This window comes from Bradyrhizobium sp. USDA 3364 (genome assembly GCF_054056355.1).
In genome coordinates this window covers 1,769,572-1,793,737 of record NZ_JBSRYG010000002.1, presented here as the reverse complement: position 1 = coordinate 1,793,737, position 24,166 = coordinate 1,769,572, and the positions used below count along the sequence as shown (strand labels likewise).

Below are 24,166 nucleotides of genomic sequence, written 5' to 3'. Positions count from 1 at the left end.
GGACCGGCAGTGCCGGTCCGGCGAGCGGGGTATCAGATCTGCCCGAACGTGATTTCCTTGTCGTCGACCGGCTTCGGCGCCGCGGCAGCGGTTGACGCGCCGGCATCCTTGGCGTCCATGCCGATGCTCTCCTGCAGCCGCGCACGGACGGTGGCGGTGACGTCGCTGAGCTCGCCGAGCCGGCTCTGGATGTTGGAGAGCCCGTCTTCGCGCAGCTTGTTGGCGGCCTGCAGCGATTCGGCGATGTTCGACATCGACTCGACCTTCTCCATGATCCGCTTGGACGCCTCGTCGACCTGCAGCGCCTGGCGGATGACCTCCTTGTTGGCGACGTCGTCGGTCACCGCATTCATCGCCCGCATCGAATCGCGCACGCTCTCCGAGGCCTCGTTGAGCGCCGAGTTGTTCAGCGCCTGGATGGTGGTGTTCAGGCTGGTGGCGACACTCGCGATGCCGTCGCTGGAGAGTTCACGCAGGTTGACATTCTGCTTGCCGAGTGCGTCGTGGAAGGTGTTGGCGTCGACCGCGTCCTTCTCGAGATCGGCCACGGTCTTCTTGGTGCCGCGCCCGCTGTCGAGCAGGGCGGTGACGTGGCGCTCGAAATCGTTCTTCTTGCGCTCGCGCTCGAGGCGGGCGAGCGTATCCTCGCCCTCCCGCGCAGTCGACAGCGCTTGCACCTTCTCCTTGTTCGCCGCGCTGGCGAGGTCGATGCCCTTGTCGAGAATCGCGACCACCGTGATCATCTGCGAGTTGATCTTGACCAGCTTGTCGGCCTGGCCCTCGATCCCGCCGAGTTCGTCGCGCAGCTCCGAGACCGTCACCTGCGACTTGTCGATGTAGTCGAGCGCAGCCTTGATGATGCCTTCGACGCGCTTGACGTGCTCGGGCCCCGAGATGTCGAGCATCTTGCGGACCTGGTCCTTCTCGGCCTTGAACTTGCCCTGCTTGGCGTCGCGCTCGGCCTTCTCCGCGATGATCGCCTTCGCCTTGTCGCGGCAGGTCGTGAGGCCCTCGATCCGCTTGGCGATCAGCAGCTCCTTGGCGGCGATTTCAGCCTGCGCGGATTTCTTGATGCCGCCGAACAGGCCGGTCTGCGTCTTCAGCTGGGCGATGTCGCGCTCGAGCATCTCCTTGTCGGAGGTGATCTGCCGCGCTTCGGATTCGATTTCCGAAGTCCGGTGGTCCCAATCGGCTTCGCGCTTGCGATCGTCCTCGATCTCCGCGAAGGTATCGAGCACGACATTGTCGCCGGCGGTGCGCAGCGTGTAGAGTGCGTCGAGATTGTCGACCAGCGGCCGGATCATCTCGCGGAAGTCGAGAACGCCCTTGTTCATGTCCGCAAAGGTCTGCTTCATCTTGGCGAAGACGGTCGTCGACGACAGCTCGATCAACTTGCGCTGCATCAGCGTGCGCTGCTGCGCCAGATATTCCTTGTAGGCCTCGAGCTGCTTGACCGACGCCTTGCACTCCTCGGCAAGGTCGGGCGAGAGCAGGGCGCCGATCTGGCGGCTGCGCTCCTCGGGCGCGACTTCGGGGTTGAAGACGATCTTGGCCACGGGGTTGGCGGTGATGTCGACGGGCGCGGCCTGCGTCGCCTGCTTCGGCGCCATCCGCGCCTTGATGGCCTCGTTGACGGCAGTCGATTCCGCGAGTTTCGGGGATGCAGAGGTAGACATTGCAGTCGTCTCCAGGTGGGGCGGCTCCGAGCGGGAGCCGCATGGGCAGCGCGGGCGTTCAGGCCGCGTTGCGGGAAATCGTCCTTGGGCGGGCAAACATGAGAAATCCGGCCGGTGCGGAAGCTAGATGTGACTCATGGGCCACACAACCATAGGGGAGTTCAAATTCGAGCGGTTAACCAAAGGAAGCCGCGACATTGTTTATGCATCGTTCTGCGATTGCTGTGTGTTTCAGCCCAGAAGGAAGCTCATTGTTTTGTTTTCGCTGGTTGTTTTGTCGCTTCGCGGCCGGTCTGGTTCGATTGAATATTTTGCGGGCCGGTTCTGAATTGATGCGAGGGGTCTCCGACATTGGTCGCTCAGGACATGCGCCCTCTGGTTGACGCCCGCAAGGTTCGCACGGCGATTTGAACTCGCGATCCGGAATCCGCAAGTATCCAAGGCGTAAGCATTTGATTTTATTTTTAAATTGTCATGATCTGGCATTGCCTTACAGGCGATTCCGTTTCGCCGGTACCCGGCGCGCCTCGCGTTCAATGCCGGCGGCCACCAGCGGCGCCTGGTCGGCGGCGACGGGCGGGGAGAAGACGAAGCCCTGCACCAGGTCGCAATCGAGCCCGCCAAGCACGTCCAGTTCGGCCGGCAGTTCGGCCCCCTCCGCGACCACGGTCATGCCGAGCCCGTGCGACAGGGCGATGATGCCGCCGAGCAGTTTGCGCTTCTCCGGCGCGGCGGAGATGCCGTCCACGAAGGCGCGGTCGACCTTCAGCCAGTCGAAGGGCAGGCGCGTCAGATAGCCGAGCGAGGAATAGCCGGAGCCGAAATCATCCAGCGCCAACCGGACGCCCAGATCGGAAAGCGCCGTCAGCGTGCGGCTGATCCGCTGCTCGGTATGATCCACAAACAGGCTTTCGGTCAGCTCCAGGCAGAGCAGCTCGGCCGGAAAGCCGGTCTCTGCCAATGCAACCGAGACAGCGGCCTCGAAATCCACGTTCCAGATCTGCGCCGGCGAGACGTTGACCGAGACGGAGCGCGGCGGCAACCCGGCATCGAGCCAGGCGCGGCCCTGCCGGCAGGCCTCGCGCAGCACCCACACGCCGAGCTCGACGATCAGCCCGGAGCTCTCGGCGATCGGGATGAATTCCGCCGGCGAGATCGGTCCGCGTTCGGGATGGGTCCAGCGCAGCAGCGCTTCGAAGCCGGTGACGCGGCCGGTCCTCAGGTCCACCTGCGGCTGGTAATGCGCCTCGAGCGCGCCGGCCTCCACGGCGTGGCGCAGATGCCGGCCGAGATCGAGCCGCTGATCGACCGCCTGGGCATAGACCGGCTCGAACAGCTGCGCCCGGCCGCGCCCGGCCTCCTTGGCCATGTAGAGCGCGAGGTCGGCGTTGCGCACGGCTGTCTCCGCCGTCGCCCCGTGCTCGGGCAGGCGGGCGATGCCGATGGTGGCGCCGACGCAGGCCTCGCCCTCGGTGAGGTCGACGGGGACGGACAGTCTGCCGATGAGCCGATCGGCAAGCCCGGTGAGCGCGACATCGGACATGCCGCGTCCCTCCGCCAGCACGGCGAATTCGTCGCCGCCGAGCCGGGCGATGAAGGCGCGCGGCCCGAGGTCCTGCCGCAGCGCCGCCGCCACCTGGATCAGCAGTTTGTCGCCGGCGGCATGGCCGAGGGAATCATTGACCTCCTTGAAGCGATCGAGGTCGATCAGCAGCAGCGCGCCGCTCCGGCCTTCCAGGGCGCAGCCTTCGATCAGCGCGGCGAGCTGGCGGGTGAACAGCGCGCGATTGGCAAGGCCGGTCAGCGGATCGCTGTAGGCGAGGTGCTCGAGCTGGCGCTCGGCCTCCTTGCGCTCGGTGACGTCCTGCACGGTGCCGATGATGCCGATGACCTTGTCGTGGGCGATCTCCGCCTTGCAGATCACAGCCAGATCGCGGGCCGCGCCATCCGCGTGCAGGATGCGCAGGTCGGTGGCTTCGGTCCTGCGGGTGCGGAGCACCCGCTTCTGCACGTCGCGGAAGCGATCGGCGTCGCCGCCCAGGAAACGAGGCCTGATGTTCTCGTCGGTCGGCTCGAACGTATCGGGGTCGAAGCCGAGCAGCTGGTAGAGCTCGGGCGCCCAGACTGTGCGGCCGGTGTCCAGCCGGTAGCTCCAGGTGCCGATCTTGCCGAGTTGGTGGGCCTCCTCCAGCGCCCGCGTGCGCTGGTCGAGCAGCGCCTTGGCTGCCCTCAGCTGGGTGATGTCGCTGGACGTGCCGCGATAGCCGAGAAAGCTGCCGTCATCGGCGAAGATGGGCTTGCCGCTGGTGCAGATGCTGACGCGCGACCCGTCCCGGCCGATCAGCGTATAGGTGAAGTCGCGAAAAGGGCGATGGGCCTCCATATCAGCCCGGTGCCGCGCCATCGCGTCCTCGTCCTCGGGCGCATAAGCCAGTTCCCAGCGCGCCTTCCCGCCGGAGGCCACCGTCTGGAAGGCGGCATTGCCGGCAAGCGACTTCGGATAGGGCAGCAGCCGATGCGCGGCGTCGCTCTCCCAGCACCAATCCGAGGCGGTAGAGACAAAATCGGCCAGCCGCTGCTCGCTTTCCGCCAGGCGCCGCAGCGCGGAGGTCTCCTCCGTGACGTCGCGGACAATGCCGGACACGCGGCGAACCTGACCCCGCGCGTCGAATTCCGGTTCGCCATGCACCACGCAGTCGAGCACGCTGCCGTCGGACCTGCGCAGCCTGGTCTGCACCGCATAGCGCTGCCCCTCCGCCCAGCAGGCCGCGTAATGCGCCTCCAGAACCGTCCGGCTTTCAGGCAAATAGCGCTCGCGCACCGTGGCGATGGGGATGAAGCCGTTGACCGTCTCGAATTCGTAGAAGGCGGCGAACTCGGGCGATATCCAGACATCGGTCGCAGCGGCACTATGCGACTCCCAGTAGCCCATGCGGGCCATCCGCATGGCGTACCGCAGCGACCGTTCCTCATGCCAGCGGCGACGCGCTACCCGAGTGGGGGCCTGACCTTGCGGCGATTTGCGAGCGGCCATCGGTCCCCAACCAAAACGCCAGCGTCCAATTACGCGGCGAATTCGATAGCACATCGCGCGACAACCTTGGAGCGATCCAGGTCACAGTCGGGGGGTCTTCGGCTGATTTGGTATAGTATCGGTGAATCCTGCAACCAGCATCAGGTGCGCAGAGGAACCTAACCCGGATGAAACTTTTGTTGTCGCGGTAAAATTCGGATTGCCTTGGCATCCCGCGCACGAAGGACGCTTCGAAGATGGCCAAAAAATTCAAAATCGGCGATCACGTCAGATGGAATTCCGAGGCCGGCCGCGTCTCGGGCACCATCATCGCGGTTCACACCAGTGATTTCGACTACAAGGGGCACATGCGCCGCGCCTCGGAGGCTGATCCGCAATACGAGATCAAGAGCGACAAGACCGATCACGTGGCGGCTCACAAGGGCAGCGCGCTCCATCATGCCTAGCAAGGACGGTGCCCTTCCATTCTTCACGATCGGCCATTCAAATCGAACTCTCGAGGATTTCATCGCCCTCGTGACGGGAGCCAAGATCGACCGTGTCGTCGACGTCAGAACGGTGCCGCGGTCGAGAACCAATCCGCAGTTCAACACGGACGCGCTTCCCGAACCGCTCAAGGCCGCGGGCATCTCCTATGAGCACCTGGCCGATCTCGGCGGGCTGCGCGGCAAGGCGCGCAGCGTGCCGCTTTCGGTCAACGGATTCTGGAGCAACGAGAGCTTTCACAACTACGCCGACTACGCCCTGTCGTCGCAGTTTCACGCAGGGCTGCAGCACCTGCGCGACGAGGGGCACCGGCAACGCTGTGCGATCATGTGCGCGGAATCGGTGTGGTGGCGCTGCCACCGCCGCATCATCGCCGACCATCTGATTGCCGCCGGGGAGACCGTCGTCCACATCATGGAGCAGGGCCGCCTCGAGCCCGCCCGCCTGACTGAAGGCGCCGTCGTGCAGAGCGACGGCACGGTGGTCTATCCGGCGACGGGGCAACTCGATTTGTGAGGTCTGCGAAGCCTGCGGACGTTGCCCTCGCGCCGCGCGCCTCACTCCACGCTGCGCTTCCAATAGCCGGTGCCGAGCTTGCCGGTGATCACGGCGGTCGCGTCGTGCACCTCGTAGGAGCCGGCATCGCTGTAATTCCTCAGCCCCTTCAGCGCGTGCAGCGTCCAGCGGCCGTTGGCGAAGGTGACGGTGCCTTCGTGGGATCGCGCCGAGCGGAACGGCTCGGCGTGGAATTTGTAGGTACCGTCGGCCATGATCTGCCAGATCCAGCGCGACTGGCCGCGGCCGCTCGCGACCATGATCTCCCAGGTGCCGACCAGCGCGGGATCGATGGCGCCGGCCGGGGATGCTGGTGGCGCAGGCAATGCGGGAGCCGCGGCTGCCGGCGCCGCGTTCGCCTGTTTCGCGCCCGCGGTATCGGCGGGCGGCGCCGCCAGATAGATCGCCTTGCGCGACAGCGAGCCGTAGACGAAAGGCTGCTGCTCGTTGCGCGTTGCCTCCATCACGTCGTCGCGGACGTTGCGGAACATGAAGGTCACCTCGACGCCCGGCGTCTCGATGTTGCGCAACAAGGCCGCGGCGAACGGGCTGTTGCGGCCGTCGCCGTCGAGCGCGGTGGTGCCGTCGCGCGCGGCATAGGCGACCAGCACATTGCCGACCGGCTCGATGCGGCCGAGCCCGCTGCTTGCCGCGGCCCGGGTCGCGAGCGAGCGGCTCATCTTCGCCGCGAACGGATTGTTGCGGCAGGCATCGAGGATGACGAGGCCGAGGCTTCCGGTGCTGGAGACCTGCAGCATCACGCTCTGCAGGCTGATCGCCTCATTCGCAGCGTCGGTATCGCGCTTCAGCTCGGCATCGATCGGGATCAGCCAGTTGTCGCCGTTGATCTCCATGCCGTGGCCCGCGAAGTACACCGCCGCCATGTCGGCGCCGGCGGCCTCGCGGCCGAACGCGATCAGGCTCCGCCGCATGTCGTCGAAGCGGCCGTTGGTGATCAGGGTGACGGTGAAGCCGAGGCGCTTCAGCGCCGCGGCGATGTCGCCGGCATCGTTTGGTGGGTTGGAGAGCGCCGGCACGCTTCTGTAGGCGCCGTTGCCGATCACCAGCGCCACCCGCTTGCCGTCGGCCGCAGCCGGCCCCGCGGCAATGCCCGCGAGCGCCGCGGCGATGGCCAGTCCCGAAACAAACGCGCGGCGGTTCATGCTGGACCCGATCGGACGCAATGCCCGAATGGTACAGCAGTCAGCGTGATGCAGCTACCGGCCGCGCGCGGTCAGGCCGCCTGCTTCGGTGTCCAGACGCCGGCCGGCACCGGCTCGGCCGGCAACAGATTGGCGCCGGCGGCGCCCGCGATCGACATCGTGATCTCGTGGATGTCCTGCACCGACCGCTGCATCGAGAAGCGCGGATAGAGTTCGCTCATGGTGGTGGCGGTCGCCGCCTGCGCGGTGGCAGGATCGGTCAGCACGGCCTCGACCGCGGCGGCGATGCTCGCCGTGTCCTGGCCGAAGCTGTAGCGGGCGAGATGCGGCATCTCCGCCGCCGAGAAGCGGTTGGCGTCGAACACCGGCACGGTGCCGGCGCCGAGCGCGAAGAACACCCGGTCGTGCACCGACAGGTCGATATTGGGATTGAGCGAGACCGCGCCGAGATAGCAGCCCAGGCCCTCGCGCATCGCATCGAAGGTCATCGCGCCGAGCACGCGGGCCGGGCGTCCGGCAACGTCGAGATCGCTCCAGCCGCCGCCGATGAAGTCGACCGGATAGTCGGCGAGCACCGCGCCGACCTCGCGCGTGCGCACCCCACGCGTGTAATTGTCAAGCCGGGTCAGGATCACGTTGAACAGGTCGCCGCCGGGCTTCAGATAAACGAGATGCCGCTCGGCGACGTCGACAATGATTTTGGGAAACGCGCCGCAGGTCTTGCCGCGCGCCTCGGCGATCGCGTCGAACAGCAGCGCGAACAGCTTTGGCGGCATCGTCTTGCGCCAGCCGCGCTCGAGCCCCAGCGGATTCCAACCTGACTTGGCGAAGATCAGCCGGCCGTTGCGCTTTTCGGGCGGCAGGCCGCCGAAGAAGCCGGGATCGGGGATGCCCATATGGGTCGCGAACACCGCGCCGTTGGCGCCGAGATGGTCGCGGTTGAACGCGGCGTGGTCCGGAAACACGTAGCCATGCGCGGCATAGCGGCTATCGAGTCCGTGCCGCTTGGCGAAGTAGCAGGGGTGATCGCAGAACCAGGTGAAGACCGGGATCTGGGCGACGTCCCAGAACAGCCGGCCGTCCTTGGTGTGGATGTCGAGCCCGATGCCGGAGAAGCCGAGCGCCATCGTCTCGCTCCGCCGCGGCAGCAGGGCGTTGAGCCGGGCCGAGAAATCCGGCGCCAGCAGGTCCAGCATCCTGACTTCGTGCCCGAGCCGGTCGAGTTCGGCGGCGGCCATCGCGAGGATGCCGCGCAACGAGTCATAGGTGGTGTTGCTGGAATGGAGGACGCAGATCACGGACATGTGGGCCCCGCGCATGATGCTGTTGCTGCTCGCGCGGACGACACCATCGCCTCGCATGCTGTCAGTTGAACGGGCGAGCCGGCCGTTCCGGGCTCGGAATTATCGCGGCCTTAACCAAATTCTTCGCCGGAAGCCGGCCACCCCGCCGTTGAAGCTTGGTCGGGATGTCGCGGCGGGCCTCCGCCCGGGCCCGCGCGGGGCGGGGGCCACATGCAGCTTGAGAGTTTCGACGTCGTCGTGGTGGGCGCGGGCTTCTTCGGCGCCGTGATCGCCGAGCAGGCGGCGAGCCGGCTCGGTCGCAGTGTGTGCGTGCTCGACCGCCGGCCGCATATCGGCGGCAACGCTTATTCGGAAGTCGATCCCGACAGCGGCGTCGAGGTGCATCGCTACGGCACGCATATCTTCCACACCAATTCCGAGACCGTCTGGCGCTATCTGCACCGCTTCACCGAGTTCACCGGCTATCGCCACCGCGTCTTCACCGTGGCGAACGGCCGCGTCTATGCGATGCCGATCAATCTTGCGACGGTGTGCGCCGCGTTCGGCCGCATCATGTCGCCGGACGAGGCGCGCGCCGTGATCGCGGCGGAGGCGCATGGTGCTGGTGGGATCGGCAATCTCGAGGACAAGGCGATCGCCTCGGTCGGCCGCACGCTCTACGATCTCCTGATCCGCGGCTATACGCAAAAGCAGTGGCAGACCGATCCGCGCGAGCTCTCGGCCGAGATCATCGGCCGCCTGCCGGTGCGCTTCACCTTCGACGATCGCTATTTCGCGGACCGCTACGAGGGCATGCCGGTCGATGGCTACACCGCGATCTTCCGCCGGATGCTCGATCACCCCAGGATCGCGGTCGAGCTCGGCGTCGACTATTTCGACGTCGCTGAGCGCATCACTCCGCGCCAGCTCGTGATCTATACCGGCCCGATCGACCGCTTCTTCGGCTATGCCTGCGGTCATCTCGGCTGGCGCACCGTCGACTTCGCGCGCGAGGTGCACGATGTCGCCGATTTCCAGGGAGCTGCCGTCATCAATTATGCCGATGCCGAGGTGCCGTTCACCCGGATCCACGAGTTCAGGCACCTGCATCCGGAGCGCGCGCATCCGCGGCCGAAGACCACGATCTACCGCGAATATTCCCGCTTCGCCGGCCGCAACGACGAGCCGTACTATCCGATCAACACCGCTGCCGATCGCGCCATGCTCGCGTCCTATCACGCCATGATGGCCTCGCATCCGAATGTCATTTTCGGTGGCCGGCTCGGCTCGTACAAGTATCTCGACATGCACCAGGCGATCGGCGCCGCGCTGAAGACGTTCGAGCACGAAGTCGAGCCGTTCTTCGCGCAAGAAGGCATGCACCACGGCGACGCGGCCGCGCGCGGACACGCCTTGTCGCCCTTGCCGGTGTGATCTAATCCTGCGAGCCGCGGGCAGCCAACGCCATAACAAATCGCCCGCGGTCCCCGGTGAGGAAACAATGAGAAAGATCGTCATTGCCGCGGCTGCCGCCGCCACGTGTCTTGCTTGCAATATCGCCCATGCCGCGCCGCCGCTCCCGGAAGCCTCCGCGCACCAGGTCGGTTTCTCGGAGCAGGGGCTGGCGCGGCTCGACGACTTCTTCGCGCGCGAGATCGCGGCCAAGCGCGTGCCCGGCGCCGTGGTGGCGATCGCGCGCGACGGCAAGCTCGTGCACTACAAGGCCTATGGCCAGCTCGATCCGGTCAAGGGCACGCCGATGCCGATCGACGCCGAGTTCTCGCTGGCGTCGATGACCAAGCCGATGGCGGCGGTCGCAGGCCTGACGCTGATGGAGCAGGGCCGGCTGCCGCTGCAGGCCAAGGTCGCCGAGTACTATCCGGCGTTCGCCGACATGAAGGTCGGCGTGCAGCAGGCCGACGGCTCGCTGACGATGGAGCCGCAGGCGCGCCCGATCTTCGTTCATGATCTCTATCGACACACCTCCGGCCTGATGTATGGCGGGCGGCCTGACAGTTCGAGCGCGCTGGCGCGCCTCTATCCCGACGGCACGGCGCCGGCGGTCGAGGGCGATACCCAGGCCTTCATCGACCGCATCACCCAGCTGCCCCTGGTGCATCAGCCCGGCACCGAGTTCGAATACGGTTTCTCGATCGACGTGCTCGGCGCCGTCGTCGAGAAGGTCTCCGGCCAGCGGCTCGGCGACTATCTTTCGGCCCATGTCTGGAAGCCGCTCGGCATGACGGATGCGACGTTCCATCCGTCCGACGCGCAGCGCGCGCGGCTGGCGCGGCCGTTCCCGAACGATCCGCTCACCGGCAAGCCGCAGGCGATCAGGCTGCTCGACACGCCCACGAAGTTCGACTGCGGCGGCGCCTGCTCGTTCGCCACCGTCGGCGATTATGTCCGCTTCGGACAGATGCTGCTCAACGGCGGCGAGCTCGACGGCAAGCGCATTCTCAGCCCGATGACCGTGCATCACATGACTTCGAACCATCTCGAGCCCGAGATCAAGAACAACGTCGCCGCGGTCGAGCCGCATCGCGGCGGCTTCGGCTTCGGACTGGCGGTCGCGGTTCGCACCAGCGAGGGCCTGTCGTCGGTGCCGGGCAATCCCGGCGAGTTCACCTGGAACGGCGCCTACGGCACGCAGTTCTTCTGCGATCCGAAGGAGCGCCTCGTCGTCGTGGTGGGGACCGCAGCGCCCGGTGAGCTGCGCAAATATTATCGCGAGAACGTGCAGGACATCGTCTACGGCGCGATGGTGAAATAGGCCGCATTGCTGCGGTGTCGGTCATCAATATGTGACGAACAGCAAAAGGCCCGTCCACTCAAGCCGAGCGACGGGCCTCAAATTTGCGTGGCTACCACTGCCGGTAGACGCCGGTCAGCGTGCCGTTGTTGTTCCCTTCAGGACCGACGTCGCCCTGTGTCGAACTCGGCGTCGGATGGTTGGTGCCGTTCATCGCGCCATAGCCGTACCAGCCCGGTTCCACCTGATTGTATGTCACGTATGGCTGGGCACCGTAGCGCGGGCCGCCATAGTAGCGTGTACCGGGGCTCGCATACGGATAATAGCTCTGCGCGAATGCACCCGCTGTCGTTGCGATCAGGGACGCCGCGGCCAAGGCCAGGATTTTGGTGTTCCGCTGCATTCATACACTCCTTGCTGGTGTCACGACCAACGACCGCCATGGAGTGGCGTTCCTGAGTTGCCATGCGAGTTGCGCAGGCGACGCTGCGCGAGCGTCGGATCAGGATTTGGTGAGGAGGGTTTGCGCCTTGACGGAGCAGTTCCGTCGCTCTGCCCGGTAAAATGCATCCGTCGCCCGCCCGCTATGCTTTTCCGGATATAACGGCCCGCAGCCGGGCTGCGCCGGCGCAGCTGCGAGAGCCAGGGCGCTTCGGAAAAGGAAGCCCGCCACTGCGGCGGGCAAGGTCTCAGGGAGGAAAGCGCTCTGACAAGGGAGCGTGGCGTCAGTGTCCCCGATTCGAGTGCGGCTGCGAAGATCGTATAACTACTGTCATCAGGACCGGCATTATGCCAATGCTGCTGCGGGCCGCGGCCGGCAAGACACGACAAGACACAATAATAACAGGGGAAGTTCATGAGCACGTCTGGAGTTTTTGCCCGCGTCGTCGCGGCGATCGGGGCCGGCGCCGTGGCGTGGCGGCGGATGCAGGGCGCCGAGCCCGCGCCCGCCTGGGGCAGCGCGCCGCAGATTCCGGCGGCGAAGTCGCAGGGCGCGATTCCGACGCTGAAGATGCCCACCGCAAGGGGCTGGGACAAGGGCCAGCTTCCGACCGCGGCGCCGGGACTCAAGGTGAACGCGTTTGCGACCGGGCTTGATCATCCGCGCTGGATCAACGTGCTGCCGAACGGCGACGTGCTGATCGCGGAGGCAACGCAGATCGCCGGCACCCCGCGCAGCGTCTTCCACTATGCGATGCAGGCGACGATGCGGCGCGCCGCGGCGCTCGGCGTCAGCGCCAACCGCATCACGCTGCTGCGCGACCGCGACGGCGACGGCGTCGCCGAAAGCAGCAGTGCCTTCATGGAAGGGTTGCGTCAGCCGTTCGGCATGGCGCTGATCGGCGACACCTTCTATGTCGGCAACACCGACGGCGTGGTCGCCTTTCCCTACATCGCGGGCGCCGATCGCATCACCGCAGCGGGACGCAAACTCGTCACCTTCAAGCCCGACGGCCACTGGACGCGCAGCCTGCTGCCGAGCGCCGACGGCAAGAAGCTCTATGCCGGCGTCGGCTCGCTCAGCAACATCGCCGAGAACGGCATGGCGGTCGAGGAAGGCCGTGCCGCGGTCTATGAGCTCGATCTCGCCGCCGGCACCAGCCGCATCTTCGCCGGCGGCCTGCGCAATCCGGTCGGGCTTGCATGGGAGCCCAGCACGAACGTGCTGTGGACCGTCGTCAACGAGCGCGACGGCATCGGCGACGAGACGCCGCCGGATTATCTGACCTCGGTGTGCGACGGCGGCTTCTACGGCTGGCCCTATTGCTATTGGGGCCAGACGGTGGACGACCGCGTGCCGCAGGATCCGGCGATGGTCGCCAAGGCGATCCAGCCGGACTACGCGCTCGGCGGCCACACCGCCTCGCTCGGCCTGTGCTGGATGCCGCAGGGCACGCTGCCCGGCTTCCCCGACGGCATGGTGATCGGCCAGCACGGCTCGTGGAATCGCTCGACGCTGTCGGGCTACAAGGTGGTGTTCGTGCCGTTCGAGAACGGCCGTCCGTCAGGTCCGGCGCGCGACATCCTGTCGGGTTTCCTCGCGCCCGACGAGAAGGTGTCGTACGGCCGTCCGGTCGGCGTCGCGCTCGGCCCCGACGGCTCGCTGCTGGTCGCCGACGATGTCGGCAACGTGATCTGGCGCGTCACGGGAACGTAGGGCGGCGAGTGCCGTCTCACACCGTCCTGATCTCGCCGCCATCCATCCGCAGCACGGTGCCGGTCATCCAGCGTGCCGGCGGCGACACGGCGCAGGCGGCAAGGTCGGCGATCTCCTCCGGCGCGCCGAAGCGCGTGATGCCGGCCTGTCTGAGGGAGCCCGCCTTGGCGGTGTCCAGATCGACTTGCCTCGCTGCTGCCGATTTCTCCAGCATCGCGAGGCGGCGTCCGGTCATGATGGCGCCCGGCGACACGCAATTCACCTGCACGCCGTCGTCGATGCCGCGCTCGGCGAAGGCCTTTGCGAGCGCCTCGATCGCCGCGTTGATCGCGCCGACCGCCGCGGCGCCGGCGCGCGGCAGCACGGCGGCGCCGCCGGAGGTGAAGATCACTGCGCCTTGCGATGCCTTCAGTGCGTCCCAGGCGCGGATCGTCAGCCGCCTGGCGCCGTGGAGCTTGAGCGCGAGGCCTGCGTCCCATTGCGCATCGGTCATCTCGAACAAATCGAGCCCGGGCACGGCGCCTGCGACATTGACCAGCGCGTCGATGCGGCCGAAGCGATCCAGCGTGGCGTTGATGATGTCGTCGGCGGCTGCTGGCGCCGCGAGGTCGCGGCCGAGCACAAGCGGCGTGCTGCCGCCGGCTTCGATCTCTCGACCGGCTTCGTGCAGCTTCTCTCCACTGCGTGCGACGAGGACGATCGCGGAGAAATCGCGCGCGAGCCTGAGCGCGGTGGCGCGTCCGATGCCGGAGCTTGCCCCGGTCACGATGGCGACGGATCTGGTCATGGTGGTTTCCTTGCAGCCCGACGTCAGCGAGCCAGGAACTCGCGGATGCTCTGCGCGATCTCGGCGGCGTGCGTCTCAAGCGCGAAATGGCCGGCGTCGAAGAACTTGACGACCGCCTTTGGATTGTCGCGCTTGAACGCCTCGGCGCCCGGCGGCAGGAAGAACGGATCGTTCTTGCCCCACACTGCGAGGAACGGCGGCTGATGGGTGCGGAAGTAATTCTGGAAAGCCGGATAGAGCGCGACGTTGCTCTTGTAGTCGCCGAACAGGTCGAGCTGCACGTCATACGCGCCGGGCCGCGCCATGTAGTAATTGTCGAGGTTCTGTCCATCCGGCGACACCGCCTCCGGATCCGAGGTGCCGTGGGTGTACTGCCAGCGCGTGGTCTCCGGTGCGAGGAAAGCGCGCAGCGCGTCGCGGTTCGCCTGCGATGGGTCTTGCCAATAGGCCTTGATCGGAGTCCAGCCGTCGCTGAGGCCTTCCTCATAGGCGTTGCCGTTCTGCGAGATGATTGCAGTGATCCGCTCTGGATGCTTGAGCGCGAGGCGGAAGCCGGTCGGCGCGCCATAGTCGAACACATAGACCGCGAAGCGGTCGAAGCCGATCACCTCGGTGAAGCGATCGATCACGCCGGCGATGTTGCCGAACGTGTAGGCGAACTTGTCGCGCGCGGGCATGTCCGACTGGCCGAAGCCGGGCAGGTCCGGCGCCACGATGTGGAATTTGTCCGACAGAAGCGGGATCAGATCGCGGAACATGTGGCCCGCGCTCGGGAAGCCGTGCAGCAGCAGCAGTTTCGGTGCGCCGGGAGAACCGGCCTCGCGATAGAACACTTTGAAGCCGTCGACATCGGCGGTGCGATACTTGATCTCAGACATCTGTCACTCCTTGTGGTCGTGATGTGGTGAGGTTGGAGGCTAGGATTTGATCTGCCTGACAAGCCCGCTGATGGCCTCGGGCCTGAGATAGAGCAGCAGGGCGCAACACACAGTGGCGAAGCCGAGCAGCGGCACGAAGGGGGCGATGGCCGCGCCGGTCGCGAAGACCAGCACCGCGAGCAGCGTGCGGCGCTGTGTCCAGGTGCGGACGCGATCGGAGATCACGCTCTGGTCCGCCTGCGCCAGCACCGCGCGCTCGAAGGCGAGATAGGCGAGGTCGATCAGGAGGAAGATCACCGCATAGACCACCACCGGAGCCGCGGCCATCTGCGATCGCGCGACCCATGCGGTTGCGAACGGCAGCAGCGAGACGGCAAACAAATGGACGAAGTTCAGCCAGATCAGCCGCGGCGTCGGCTGCCGCACCAGATGCAGCAGATGGTGATGGTTGACCCAGATCACCGCGATGAAGAGGTAGCTCGCCGCGTAGCTGATCGCGGTCGGCCACAGCGGCAGCAGGTCCGCGAACGCCACGCCCTCCGGCGGCTTCAGCTCCAGCACCATCACGGTGATGATGACGGCGATCACCGCGTCGGAAAACGCACCGAGCCGTTCGGCGGTGAGAGGTTTGTCCTGCATGGCAGCGCTCCTGTCCAAAATCGTGGAACGAGGTCAGTGCTCTGTAACGCGTTTGACCGCTTCCCGGATGATGTCGGTGACGAGCTTCGGCGCGGTCACGATCGGGGTGTGATCGACGGCATGCGAATGCACCGTCGCCTTCATCCGCGCCGCCATGCTGCGTTGCGTCTCGGGCGCGATCATCCGGTCCTCCTCGGCGACCAGGAACCAGCTCGGGACATCCTTCCATCGCGGGCGGCCGACCGGCACCGTGATGCAGGCCGGCGAGATCGGCCGCTGCACGGCGGCGAGCACCGCGAGATCCTCGGCGCGAGCGCCCTGCGCGAACGCCGATGCGAAGGCGGACTCGGGCAGCCAGATCAGGCCGTTGGCGTCGGGCGCAAGTTTTGGCGCGAACGGATGCGGCGGCAGGCGGTAGAACACATCGGCGACGGTCTCGCCCTCGTCCGGCGCCAGCGCCGCGACATAGACCAGCGCCTTGACGCGGGGCGAGCGGGCCTCGGCGATGACCGCGCCGGCATAGGCATGGCCCGCTAGCACGACCGGTCCCTCGATGCGATCCAGTGTGCGGTTCAATGCGGCGACGTCGTCAGCGAGCGAGGTCAGCGGCAGCGGCGCCGCCACCGCATTGATGCCCTCGGCATCGAGCGCCGTGATCACCTTTGCCCAGCTCGACCCGTCGGCCCACGCGCCATGGGCAAGCACCACGCTGACATCCCTGTTCGACATTATCCGCTCCTTGGTCCGTTAGTAACCATCATATTGCTATTTGACAGGTTACGCGGCTTATGATCCAATGCACGTAACTTGTCAACTGGATTTAATCAGGTTATTTGCGGCGAGGTCGAAAAAGCCGCCAGGAGGGCGTCACCGTGCAATCCCATCCGCCCGCGATGTTCATCGCCGACAGCCTGGGCCTCGATTTCATCAATTCGATCGCGACCCCGGTCGACACGCCGGTGGACTGGATCGCCGATGGCGACGGCCTGTTGCGCTGGCTGGCGCAGGCGAAGCTGGTGCCGTCGGACGTACTCGACGAGCTCAAGGCGCGCGCGAAGCCGGGCGAGCTCGACGACGTCGCCGGTCAGGCCCGTGATTTGCGCGAATGGTTCCGCGGCTTCGTCCGCAAGCATATGGGCCGGCCGCTGGCGCCGCGGGCGCTCAAGGAATTGGAGCCGCTGAACCGGCTGCTCGAAAGCGATCAGGCGTTCAGCCGGATCGTGGCGCATCGCCACAAGGACGGCGGCGACGGCCATGACGGTTTTGCGCTGGAGCGGACGCGGCGCTGGCACTCGGCCGAAACATTGCTGCTGCCGGTCGGCGAGGCGATGGCCAGGGTGGTCTGCGAGGAGAGCTTTTCTGACATCAAGGCGTGCGAGGGCCCGGCCTGCACGCTGATGTTCGCCGATCACACGCGGGCGCGTGCGCGCCGGTGGTGCAGCATGGCGATCTGCGGCAACCGCGCCAAGCAGGCCGCGCATCGCAGCCGGTTGAAGGATAAGGGCTGAGCATGATCCGGAAAAGTGCGTAGCGGTTTTCCGAAGAGATCATGCTCAAAACAAGGGGAACCAACGAGAACCAACCAACCCAACGGGAGACGAGAATGGCGCTTCCCTTGATCGTGTTCGACGTCAACGAGACCCTGCTCGACCTCGAGACCATGGAGCCGGTGTTCGCGCGCATCTTCAACGACAGGAGCGCGATGCGGCTGTGGTTCGCGAACTTCATCATGTATTCGGCCTCGCTCACGGTCGCGGGCTGCTACGTGCCGTTCACGGACATCGGCGCCGCCGTCATGAAAATGCTGGCCGACACCCGCGGCATCAAAATCGACGACGCCGACAGGAAGGAGCTGACCGAGAAATTCTCCACCATGCCGCCGCATGCGGAAGTGCCGGCGGCGCTGCGCAAGCTGCGCGCGGCGGGTTTTCGGCTGTTCACGCTGACCGACAATCTGCTCGAGGTGCAGACCCGGCAGCTGACCAATGGCGGCATCGTCGACCTGTTCGAGCGGCGCTTCTCCGCCGACGGCGTCAAGCACCACAAGCCGTCGCGGCAGGCCTATGCTTATGTCCAGAAGGAGCTCGGGGCAAAAGCTTCGGAGTTCTGCCTGATCGCCTGCCACACCTGGGACACGCTCGGCGCGGTCGCCGCCGGCTGGGAGGCCGCGCTGATCAAGCGTCCCGGCAATGATGTGCTCGGGGTCGGCCCGCAGCCGCAGGTGGTAGGTCGCAATCTGGACGATGTCGCCGACCAGCTGATCCGCCGCTATGGCGCGAAAGGGTAACGGCTCCTGACGGATCGCGCACCGGAGCGCAGGCCAAAAGCCCCTCCGGACCCGATCGCTCGGAAGCGCCTAAAACCGGAATGAAATCCATAGCGGTTTTCAACCATGCCCCTTGAGCCTTCCTCAACTTCCGCGGCCGATGCTGCGCCTGCCGCAGGGACCGACACGGGATCGACAAGGAGCTTGAGCATGCCGGCCAAGGCACGAACAACCGGACGAGCGACCGCGACCAACGCCGCCGTGCAGGCGCGCGAGGATATCCTGAACGCACGCGCCATCAGCACGCTGGGTGCCGGCGTCGTCAGCGCGATGAGCGCGGTCGGCGCCGCCGTCATCAAGAAGAACAAGCCGGCGCTCGGCAAGAGCCCGGATTGGTTCTGGCACATGTTCGCGAAATGCGAGGCCAAGGCCGCGCGCGTCGCCGAGCAGGCCGCGCGCGACCCGGAAGCGTGCGGCGATGCCACCTTCATCGAGGTCTATGCCGCGCAATTGCCGAAGCTGATGACGGCCGCACTCGAGAGCCACGACAAGGCGCTCAAGGCGAAGTGACCTGAGGCCGTCAGATATCTTTTCGCTCGGTGATATAGGCGCAGGCTGTCCGGATTAATGGCCGGATCGCCGGCCCCCAGGCCCCGATCGGGCAGCCGGCCTGATCCGCGATCTTTTCCGCGCTGGGGCATGGTGATTTGGTTGTTCTTGGCGTAAAGCAGCGCCAAATCGTCATGCGGCTCTGCCGCCTGCCGGGGTCGCAGCCTCAGGTCGTCCCGCTCGACGTTCTGCGCCCGGACCAATCAAGGTTTCCCATCTCGTGCCCTTTCCGACCACCAGTCAGCCGCTCGCCCGCGCCCTGGCCGAGCGCAACTACGATCAGCCGACCCCTGTCCAGCTCGCCGTGCTTGCGGACGACGCCGTCGGCCGCGACCTCCTGGTTTCGGCCCAGACCGGCTCGGGCAAGACCGTTGCCTACGGATTGGCCATGGCCAAGGACCTGCTCGACGGCGACGAGCGGTTCGAGCCGGCCGCCGCGCCGCTGGCCTTGATCGTCGCGCCGACCCGCGAGCTGGCCTTGCAGGTCCAGCGCGAACTGTCGTGGCTCTATCAACAAGCTGGCGGACGCGTCGTCTCCTGCGTCGGCGGCATGGATCCGCGCCGCGAGCAGCGCGAGCTGGCCGACGGTGCCCACATCGTGGTCGGGACGCCCGGCCGGCTCTGCGACCATTTGCGGCGCGGCCGCCTCGACATCTCGGGATTGCGGGTCGTCGTGCTCGACGAAGCCGACGAGATGCTCAATCTCGGCTTCCGCGAGGACATGGAATTCATCCTCGAGACCACGCCGGAGACCCGCCGCACTTTGCTGTTCTCGGCGACGTTTCCGCGCGGCATCGTCGCGCTGGCCAAGCAGTATCAGCAGCAGGCGTTCCGCATCGAGGTTGCCGGCGACGAGGGCGGCCATGCCGATATCGAGTACCGCGCCATCCGGGTCGCCGCCGACGATGTCGAGCACGCGGTCGTCAACGTGCTGCGCTTCCATGAGGCGCCGAGCGCGCTGGTGTTTTGCAACACCCGCGAGGCCGTCCGGCATTTGCAGGCAGCGCTGCTGGAGCGCGGGTTCTCCGTCGCGGCGCTGTCAGGCGAAATGACCCAGAACGAGCGCACCCAGGCGCTGCAGGCCTTGCGCGACGGACGGTCCCGGGTTTGCGTCGCGACCGACGTCGCGGCGCGTGGCATCGACCTGCCGAGCCTCGACCTCGTCATTCATGCGGATCTGCCGAAGGACCCGGAGGTGATGCAGCATCGCTCGGGCCGCACCGGCCGCGCCGGCCGCAAGGGCGTCAGCATCCTGCTGGTGCCGCCAGCGCGGCGGCGGCGCGCCGAACTGCTGCTCGATCTGGCCGGCATCGATATCGCGTGGGGCTCCGCGCCGCAGGCGGACGAGATCCGCAAGCTCGACCATGATCGCCTGCTGCAGGATGCGGTGTTCTCGGAAGAGGCGACATCAGACGATCTGGCGCTCGCGCAAGTCTTGCTTGCCGAGCGGACTCCGGAGGCGATTGCCGCGGCGCTTGCCCGGCTCTATCGCGCGCGGCTGCCTGCGCCCGAGGACATTCTCGATCCCGGCGAGGGGCGCGGCCGGGACCGCGACGACCGCCGCGGCGAGCGCGCCTCGCGCCGCGACGACCGTTCGGACGGGCCGCGATCGAAGAGCGGAAAATCCGTGCGTCACGGCATGGAGGAGGCGACCGTCTGGTTCCGCGCCGCCATCGGGCGCAGGAAGAATGCCGAAGCCCGCTGGTTGTTGCCAATGATCTGTCGCCGCGGCGGCATCGACAAGCGCGACATCGGCGCCATCAAGATCTCGGATACGACCACCGAGTTCGAGATCGCCGCGCGGGTCGCAGACTCCTTCGCCGTCAAGATCAAGCGCCCGGACAAGGAAGACAGCATCCGGATCGAGCCGCTGGCGGATGCTCCGCAGCGCGAGGCGCGCGCGGAGAAGCCGGCGCGCAAGCCCTGGCACCCCAAGGATGACGGCGGCTTCAGTGCGCCTCGCGACGGCGCGCAACGTGACGAGGTGGAAGGAAAGCGTCGCGGCAAGCCGGACCGTGAGCACAAGCCGAAATTCGACACCGAGCCGAGGTTCGCAAAGAACAAGAAACATCGCAACAAGCCCGGCCAGGCCAGCCGCTCGCAATGGCCTGACGTGTCGACGGCAAAGCCGAAGTTCGGCAAGAAGCCAAAGAAGAACCGGCGGGGCTAGCGGTGCTTGATGTCACAACATGTGAGGTGAGCAACCTGCTCAGGCTCCCTCCCCCCTTGCGGGGGAGGGTGGGGAGAGGGGCCCCCGGGCGAGATCGTTGACGTGACGTCGGCTCGTGCGACTTCGGCTGGCGCGTGGAGCATACTTTACTGAGTGGAGAGAGCTTGCCGTGCGGCACCCCTCTCTGAGCAACCGGCGACTTAGGTAACACTTCAACCCGACGACATGGGTAACACAATTCTCGTTTCGTTCAGGTCTGTTGTTGTTGAGGCTGTGGACCCTGAGGGCAACGCGCAGCGTTGTCCTCAAGTCCACAGCCTTTTGCTTTTCGTTTGGGTCTGCGGAGCTGGTCACTGCGATGAGCGATCGTGCCGAGCACGATCGGACCATAGCTGACGGTCCAGCCGTCCTGATCCTCGGCCAGGCCGACGGGCTCGCCGATCAGCGCTTCGCTGATATAGATCGTGTTGCCCAGCCACTTGATCTCTCCGTTGCGCCGGACCGAGCGAACGTCCTGGTCATCAGCGTATTCCGGCTTGCGCAAGGTCCCGTGGAAGCGGCGCGGGGAGGCCTGGTATCGGTCGGCTGGCGTGGCGTTGTCGAGCGACTGGTGCGGACGCTCTTCGTTGTAGAGGTGCTGGAAGCTGCGTAGGCGCTTGAGCTGCTCGCGCATGGTCGGAGCCGGGGGACTGGCGACGTCCTGCAACAGGGTCAGATGCATCCGTTCATGGCGGCCATTCTGCTGAGGTTTGCCCGGCGCGATGCGCTCCGGCGTCACGCCGGCCTTGATCAGCTTGACCGACAGCCGCGACAACCCACCGGCACCGCGCGAGGCGAACGGGGAGCCATTGTCGGAGCGCAGATACCACGGCAGCCCAAACTCGCGGAACGCCGCATCAAGCACCGGCCAGACGTGATCTGTGTCGGTGCGTGCCAGAGCCTGGCAACGCAGCAAATAACGACTATAGGCATCGGTGATCGTCAGCGGCTCGCATCGCTTGCCGTCCCCGGTCAGGAACCAGCCCTTGAAGTCGATGCACCACACATCGTTGGCCGCCTCGCAACCGGCAAAGGGCGCACTCGAGGGCGGCCCGCGCCGGCGCAGCTTGCGCTTCACCGTCAGTCCTTCGCGGTCGAACAGTTCCCCGATCGTGCTCGCCGCAGGCCATGCCGTCCGGGGTGACTTCCGTTCCAGAAAGGCGCGGATCTTGATCGGTCCCCAGCTCGGATGCGCCCGACGCACCTCAAGGCAACGCTCCGCGATTCCCTCGGCGATGCTCTGCGGATGGCGCAGCGGGGCACGAGAACGATCGAACAGACCGGCCGCGCCTTCCTCCTCAAACCGCGCCAGCCATTTGTACCCGATCCGGCGGCTCACGCCGAACCCTCGGCATATCGCCGCAAATGACTCCTCGTGCTTCTGCACCGCCACCACAAACCGCATCCGTTCGTCCACCGCACAGGTCTCCGCCCATCCCATCAGCAAGGCCCTCCCTGCCGATCAGTTGACCTGTTACCTATGTCGCCGGTCTATTCTGTTACCCATGTAGCCGGTTAGGACCTCTCCCCAACCCTCCCCCGCAAGGGGGGAGGGAGCCCTTCTGTCGGAGCGTCCCTTACACGTCGCGGGGACGACGATGTGGAAGGAGCTACTACCCTACGCCACCAGCGCGATCTTCGGCACGGTCGCGAGCACCGACTGGTTGCGGCCGTTGGCCTTGGCGGCGTAGAGCGCCTTGTCGGCGGCTTCGATCAAATCGGACCATTGCTGGCCGGCGAGCGGCCGCATGCTGGCGACACCGATGCTGACCGTCGTGATCAGTTCGCCCTCGCACCATTGCTGGACCTTGCCGCGGATGGTCTCGGCCAGGTTGAGGGCCTCGAGTGCGGTCATGTTGGGCAGCAGCACCGCGAATTCCTCGCCGCCGAACCGCGCCGGGCAATCGCCGGCGCGGCGCACCGCGTCCGAAATGCAGATCGCGATTCCGACCAGCACCTGGTCGCCGGCCTGATGCCCGTAGGTGTCGTTGTAGGCCTTGAAATGATCGGCATCGATCATCAGCAGCGCGACCGGCTGGCCGTAGCGGCCGGCACGGCGCCACTCGCGGTCGATCTCGGCATCGAACTTGCGCCGGTTCTTCAGGCCGGTGAGGGCGTCGGTGGTCGCGAGCTCTTCGAGCTTGTCCTCGGCGTCGGCGCGGCGGACGATCTCGCGGGCGAGGACGAGGGCGGTCGAGAGCACGAACACGATCAGCGCCGCCATGATCGACCCGATCCGGATCGCCTCGGTGCGCCATAGGTTGAAGACGGCCTCGAGCGGCTTGCCGACCACGACATACAGCGGGCCGGTGCTGCTGCGCCTGACATAGAGCCGTGGCGTGTCGTCGACCGGGCCCTTGCCGGAGAAGGCGCCGCCCGCCTTCAGGTTCTCGGCCTTCCAGTCCAGCTGCTCCGCGAGGTTCTTGCCGATCACGTCGAGATCGAACGGCGTCCGCATGATGATGGTGCGGTCGTTGCGCAGCACGGTGATGGTGTCGCCCGGCATGAGGTTCAGCCGCCCGAACAGATCGTGGAAATAGCTGAAGCGGACCGAGCCGACCACGACGCCGAGGAAGCGGCCGTTGTCGTCGACGATGCGCCGGCTCAGCACGATGGCGTAGGCGCCGCGATGCAGCATCGGCCGGCTGATGTAGAGCCCGGTGTCGGGGTGGTCGCGCTGGATGGTGAAATATTCCTCGTCGCCGCGGTTCTCCGGACGCGGATCGAGGCTCGCCGCGTCGATCGTCAGGTCGCCCTTGGCGTCGAACACCTGTATCGCGCCGAAATATTTCGCGGTCGCGGCGTGGTCGAACAGGATCAGCTGGCGCAGTTCCTTGCTGACGTTGCGGATCTCCGGCATTTCCAGGTTGCTGGCGACCGCGCGCAGCGACAGGTCATAGAGCTCGATGTTGCGGCTGATGTCGGCCTCGATGCCCGAGGCGAGGTTCTCCAGGGTTCGGCGGGCGAGCTGCTCCTCGCCGCGGCGCATGTCGAACATCACGCCGGCGCAGACCGCGGAGAAGCCGAGGACGGTCGCAACCGACGCTGCGATCAGCAGCTTTGCCGATAGCCGCCAGCGCCGCCTTGCGTCGTTTCCCCGTCGAAATGGCATGTCCCGCTCCAAAGCGCCGTCATGCAACGGGAAATCTTGTTGTCGCCTTAAGTGGCGACAGCGGCCGCCGAATGGGTTAACGGGTGGTTGCCGGAATCCAGTCTCTTGCCATCGAGGACGTTGTGAACGACTACGACGCGCTGCGGGATTATCTGAAGAAGCAGCATCTGCCCGAATTCGTGCTGACCTTCGAGGAGATCGAGGCGATCATCGATGCGGCGCTGCCGCGCGCTGCGCACCGGGCGTCGTGGTGGGAAACCCTGCGCAGCCCGCAGGAGAAGATGCCGCAGCGCGAGGCCTGCATCGAAGGCGGCTATATCGCCACCCGGCAGGCCGACGGCAAGAGCGTCAAGTTCAAGCGCATGCCGAAGCCGCGTTAGCTCGGACCCAAGTCGGAAGCTGCTGGTATCTTGCTTGCGGCCATCCTTCGAGACGCCCGCAAGAGCGGGCTCCTCAGGATGAGGTCAAGTTTTGTGGAGCAACTTTGGACCCTCATGGTGAGGAGCGCCGCTTGCGGCGCGTCTCGAACCACGAGGCCGCGAACGTGTCCAGCGTCGCG

At 66.2% G+C, this 24,166-nt stretch carries 20 protein-coding genes and 1 pseudogene; 10 read left to right on the top strand and 11 right to left on the bottom strand.

The window, feature by feature from the left end:
• Positions 1-32: 32 nt before the first annotated feature.
• Together ACVILL_RS08345 and ACVILL_RS08340 are read right to left on the bottom strand one after the other, a co-directional pair.
• Positions 33-1,676: a hypothetical protein gene (locus tag ACVILL_RS08345; RefSeq protein ID WP_456728631.1), complete on the bottom strand. Its 1,644-nt coding sequence runs from the start codon at positions 1,674-1,676 to the stop codon at positions 33-35.
• A 490-nt stretch (positions 1,677-2,166) separates the two neighbouring features.
• Positions 2,167-4,608, bottom strand: a complete 2,442-nt coding sequence (locus ACVILL_RS08340) for an EAL domain-containing protein (RefSeq protein WP_456728630.1) — start codon at positions 4,606-4,608, stop codon at positions 2,167-2,169.
• Positions 4,609-4,946: 338 nt separating this feature from the next.
• On the opposite strand from ACVILL_RS08340, the gene ACVILL_RS08335 reads away from it, so the two are divergent.
• The gene (locus ACVILL_RS08335) at positions 4,947-5,156 is read left to right on the top strand and encodes a DUF2945 domain-containing protein (RefSeq protein WP_456728629.1); all 210 of its coding nucleotides are present in this window, start codon (positions 4,947-4,949) and stop codon (positions 5,154-5,156) included.
• Positions 5,149-5,712, top strand: a complete 564-nt coding sequence (locus ACVILL_RS08330) for a DUF488 domain-containing protein (RefSeq protein ID WP_456728628.1) — start codon at positions 5,149-5,151, stop codon at positions 5,710-5,712. Before ACVILL_RS08335 ends, ACVILL_RS08330 begins: the two co-directional genes overlap by 8 nt.
• A gap of 41 nt (positions 5,713-5,753) precedes the next feature.
• On the opposite strand, the gene ACVILL_RS08325 is transcribed toward ACVILL_RS08330, so the two are convergent.
• Together ACVILL_RS08325 and ACVILL_RS08320 are read right to left on the bottom strand one after the other, a co-directional pair.
• Positions 5,754-6,914 carry a caspase family protein gene (locus tag ACVILL_RS08325; protein ID WP_456728627.1) on the bottom strand — a complete coding sequence of 387 codons (1,161 nt, stop codon included), beginning with the start codon at positions 6,912-6,914 and terminating at the stop codon, positions 5,754-5,756.
• Positions 6,915-6,985: 71 nt separating this feature from the next.
• Positions 6,986-8,218: a hypothetical protein gene (locus ACVILL_RS08320; RefSeq protein WP_456728626.1), complete on the bottom strand. Its 1,233-nt coding sequence runs from the start codon at positions 8,216-8,218 to the stop codon at positions 6,986-6,988.
• A gap of 210 nt (positions 8,219-8,428) precedes the next feature.
• On the opposite strand from ACVILL_RS08320, the gene glf reads away from it, so the two are divergent.
• The gene (gene glf, locus ACVILL_RS08315) at positions 8,429-9,631 is read left to right on the top strand and encodes a UDP-galactopyranose mutase (protein WP_456728625.1); all 1,203 of its coding nucleotides are present in this window, start codon (positions 8,429-8,431) and stop codon (positions 9,629-9,631) included.
• Positions 9,632-9,698: 67 nt separating this feature from the next.
• Positions 9,699-10,970: a serine hydrolase domain-containing protein gene (locus ACVILL_RS08310; protein WP_456728624.1), complete on the top strand. Its 1,272-nt coding sequence runs from the start codon at positions 9,699-9,701 to the stop codon at positions 10,968-10,970.
• Between the two features lie 91 nt (positions 10,971-11,061).
• Here the strand turns inward: ACVILL_RS08310 and ACVILL_RS08305 are convergent, their stop codons facing one another.
• Positions 11,062-11,352, bottom strand: a complete 291-nt coding sequence (locus ACVILL_RS08305; RefSeq protein ID WP_456728623.1) for a hypothetical protein — start codon at positions 11,350-11,352, stop codon at positions 11,062-11,064.
• A 453-nt stretch (positions 11,353-11,805) separates the two neighbouring features.
• Between ACVILL_RS08305 and ACVILL_RS08300 the strand changes: the two genes are divergently transcribed.
• Positions 11,806-13,107, top strand: a complete 1,302-nt coding sequence (locus ACVILL_RS08300; RefSeq protein WP_456728622.1) for a PQQ-dependent sugar dehydrogenase — start codon at positions 11,806-11,808, stop codon at positions 13,105-13,107.
• 16 nt (positions 13,108-13,123) lie between these two features.
• Here ACVILL_RS08300 and ACVILL_RS08295 read toward each other — a convergent pair whose 3' ends face one another.
• Genes ACVILL_RS08295 through ACVILL_RS08280 form a run of 4 tightly spaced genes read right to left on the bottom strand, consistent with a single transcriptional unit; the run spans position 13,124 to position 16,140 of the window.
• Positions 13,124-13,894, bottom strand: coding sequence for an SDR family oxidoreductase (locus ACVILL_RS08295; RefSeq protein WP_456728621.1), 771 nt, complete (start codon positions 13,892-13,894; stop codon positions 13,124-13,126).
• Positions 13,895-13,917: 23 nt separating this feature from the next.
• Positions 13,918-14,772 carry an alpha/beta fold hydrolase gene (locus tag ACVILL_RS08290; protein ID WP_456728620.1) on the bottom strand — a complete coding sequence of 285 codons (855 nt, stop codon included), beginning with the start codon at positions 14,770-14,772 and terminating at the stop codon, positions 13,918-13,920.
• Positions 14,773-14,811: 39 nt separating this feature from the next.
• On the bottom strand, positions 14,812-15,411 hold the full coding sequence (locus ACVILL_RS08285; protein WP_456728619.1) for a TMEM175 family protein: 600 nt from the start codon (positions 15,409-15,411) through the stop codon (positions 14,812-14,814).
• 33 nt (positions 15,412-15,444) lie between these two features.
• A complete protein-coding gene (locus ACVILL_RS08280; RefSeq protein WP_456728618.1) occupies positions 15,445-16,140 on the bottom strand; it encodes an alpha/beta fold hydrolase in 696 nt (231 codons plus the stop codon).
• Positions 16,141-16,304: 164 nt separating this feature from the next.
• Between ACVILL_RS08280 and ACVILL_RS08275 the strand changes: the two genes are divergently transcribed.
• The 4 genes from ACVILL_RS08275 (at position 16,305) to ACVILL_RS08260 (ending at position 20,456) form a co-directional block, all read left to right on the top strand.
• Positions 16,305-16,919 (top strand): CGNR zinc finger domain-containing protein, encoded by a 615-nt coding sequence (locus ACVILL_RS08275; protein ID WP_456734208.1) that lies wholly within the window; start codon positions 16,305-16,307, stop codon positions 16,917-16,919.
• Positions 16,920-17,014: 95 nt separating this feature from the next.
• Positions 17,015-17,698, top strand: a complete 684-nt coding sequence (locus ACVILL_RS08270; RefSeq protein WP_456728617.1) for a haloacid dehalogenase type II — start codon at positions 17,015-17,017, stop codon at positions 17,696-17,698.
• Between the two features lie 189 nt (positions 17,699-17,887).
• A complete protein-coding gene (locus ACVILL_RS08265; RefSeq protein ID WP_456728616.1) occupies positions 17,888-18,247 on the top strand; it encodes a hypothetical protein in 360 nt (119 codons plus the stop codon).
• Positions 18,248-18,506: 259 nt separating this feature from the next.
• Positions 18,507-20,456, top strand: coding sequence for a DEAD/DEAH box helicase (locus tag ACVILL_RS08260; RefSeq protein ID WP_456728615.1), 1,950 nt, complete (start codon positions 18,507-18,509; stop codon positions 20,454-20,456).
• A gap of 364 nt (positions 20,457-20,820) precedes the next feature.
• On the opposite strand, the pseudogene ACVILL_RS08255 reads toward ACVILL_RS08260, so the two are convergent.
• Positions 20,821-21,936 (bottom strand): annotated as a pseudogene (locus ACVILL_RS08255) (integrase core domain-containing protein); the annotation flags it as partial.
• Positions 21,937-22,113: 177 nt separating this feature from the next.
• Entirely contained in the window at positions 22,114-23,607 is a 1,494-nt protein-coding gene (locus tag ACVILL_RS08250; RefSeq protein ID WP_456728614.1) for a diguanylate cyclase, read from the bottom strand.
• A gap of 122 nt (positions 23,608-23,729) precedes the next feature.
• Between ACVILL_RS08250 and ACVILL_RS08245 the strand changes: the two genes are divergently transcribed.
• A complete protein-coding gene (locus ACVILL_RS08245; RefSeq protein ID WP_456728613.1) occupies positions 23,730-23,987 on the top strand; it encodes a DUF7662 domain-containing protein in 258 nt (85 codons plus the stop codon).
• Positions 23,988-24,166 lie beyond the last annotated feature (179 nt).

What these genes read in the sequence shown, in the direction of transcription:
- ACVILL_RS08345 (WP_456728631.1), bottom strand. Translation starts at nt 1,676, where the DNA reads ATGTCTACCTCTGCATCCCCGAAACTCGCGGAATCGACTGCCGTCAAC.
- ACVILL_RS08340 (WP_456728630.1), bottom strand. Translation starts at nt 4,608, where the DNA reads ATGGGCTACTGGGAGTCGCATAGTGCCGCTGCGACCGATGTCTGGATA.
- ACVILL_RS08335 (WP_456728629.1), top strand. Translation starts at nt 4,947, where the DNA reads ATGGCCAAAAAATTCAAAATCGGCGATCACGTCAGATGGAATTCCGAG.
- ACVILL_RS08330 (WP_456728628.1), top strand. Translation starts at nt 5,149, where the DNA reads ATGCCTAGCAAGGACGGTGCCCTTCCATTCTTCACGATCGGCCATTCA.
- ACVILL_RS08325 (WP_456728627.1), bottom strand. Translation starts at nt 6,914, where the DNA reads ATGAACCGCCGCGCGTTTGTTTCGGGACTGGCCATCGCCGCGGCGCTC.
- ACVILL_RS08320 (WP_456728626.1), bottom strand. Translation starts at nt 8,218, where the DNA reads ATGTCCGTGATCTGCGTCCTCCATTCCAGCAACACCACCTATGACTCG.
- glf (WP_456728625.1), top strand. Translation starts at nt 8,429, where the DNA reads ATGCAGCTTGAGAGTTTCGACGTCGTCGTGGTGGGCGCGGGCTTCTTC.
- ACVILL_RS08310 (WP_456728624.1), top strand. Translation starts at nt 9,699, where the DNA reads ATGAGAAAGATCGTCATTGCCGCGGCTGCCGCCGCCACGTGTCTTGCT.
- ACVILL_RS08305 (WP_456728623.1), bottom strand. Translation starts at nt 11,352, where the DNA reads ATGCAGCGGAACACCAAAATCCTGGCCTTGGCCGCGGCGTCCCTGATC.
- ACVILL_RS08300 (WP_456728622.1), top strand. Translation starts at nt 11,806, where the DNA reads ATGAGCACGTCTGGAGTTTTTGCCCGCGTCGTCGCGGCGATCGGGGCC.
- ACVILL_RS08295 (WP_456728621.1), bottom strand. Translation starts at nt 13,894, where the DNA reads ATGACCAGATCCGTCGCCATCGTGACCGGGGCAAGCTCCGGCATCGGA.
- ACVILL_RS08290 (WP_456728620.1), bottom strand. Translation starts at nt 14,772, where the DNA reads ATGTCTGAGATCAAGTATCGCACCGCCGATGTCGACGGCTTCAAAGTG.
- ACVILL_RS08285 (WP_456728619.1), bottom strand. Translation starts at nt 15,411, where the DNA reads ATGCAGGACAAACCTCTCACCGCCGAACGGCTCGGTGCGTTTTCCGAC.
- ACVILL_RS08280 (WP_456728618.1), bottom strand. Translation starts at nt 16,140, where the DNA reads ATGTCGAACAGGGATGTCAGCGTGGTGCTTGCCCATGGCGCGTGGGCC.
- ACVILL_RS08275 (WP_456734208.1), top strand. Translation starts at nt 16,305, where the DNA reads ATGTTCATCGCCGACAGCCTGGGCCTCGATTTCATCAATTCGATCGCG.
- ACVILL_RS08270 (WP_456728617.1), top strand. Translation starts at nt 17,015, where the DNA reads ATGGCGCTTCCCTTGATCGTGTTCGACGTCAACGAGACCCTGCTCGAC.
- ACVILL_RS08265 (WP_456728616.1), top strand. Translation starts at nt 17,888, where the DNA reads ATGCCGGCCAAGGCACGAACAACCGGACGAGCGACCGCGACCAACGCC.
- ACVILL_RS08250 (WP_456728614.1), bottom strand. Translation starts at nt 23,607, where the DNA reads ATGCCATTTCGACGGGGAAACGACGCAAGGCGGCGCTGGCGGCTATCG.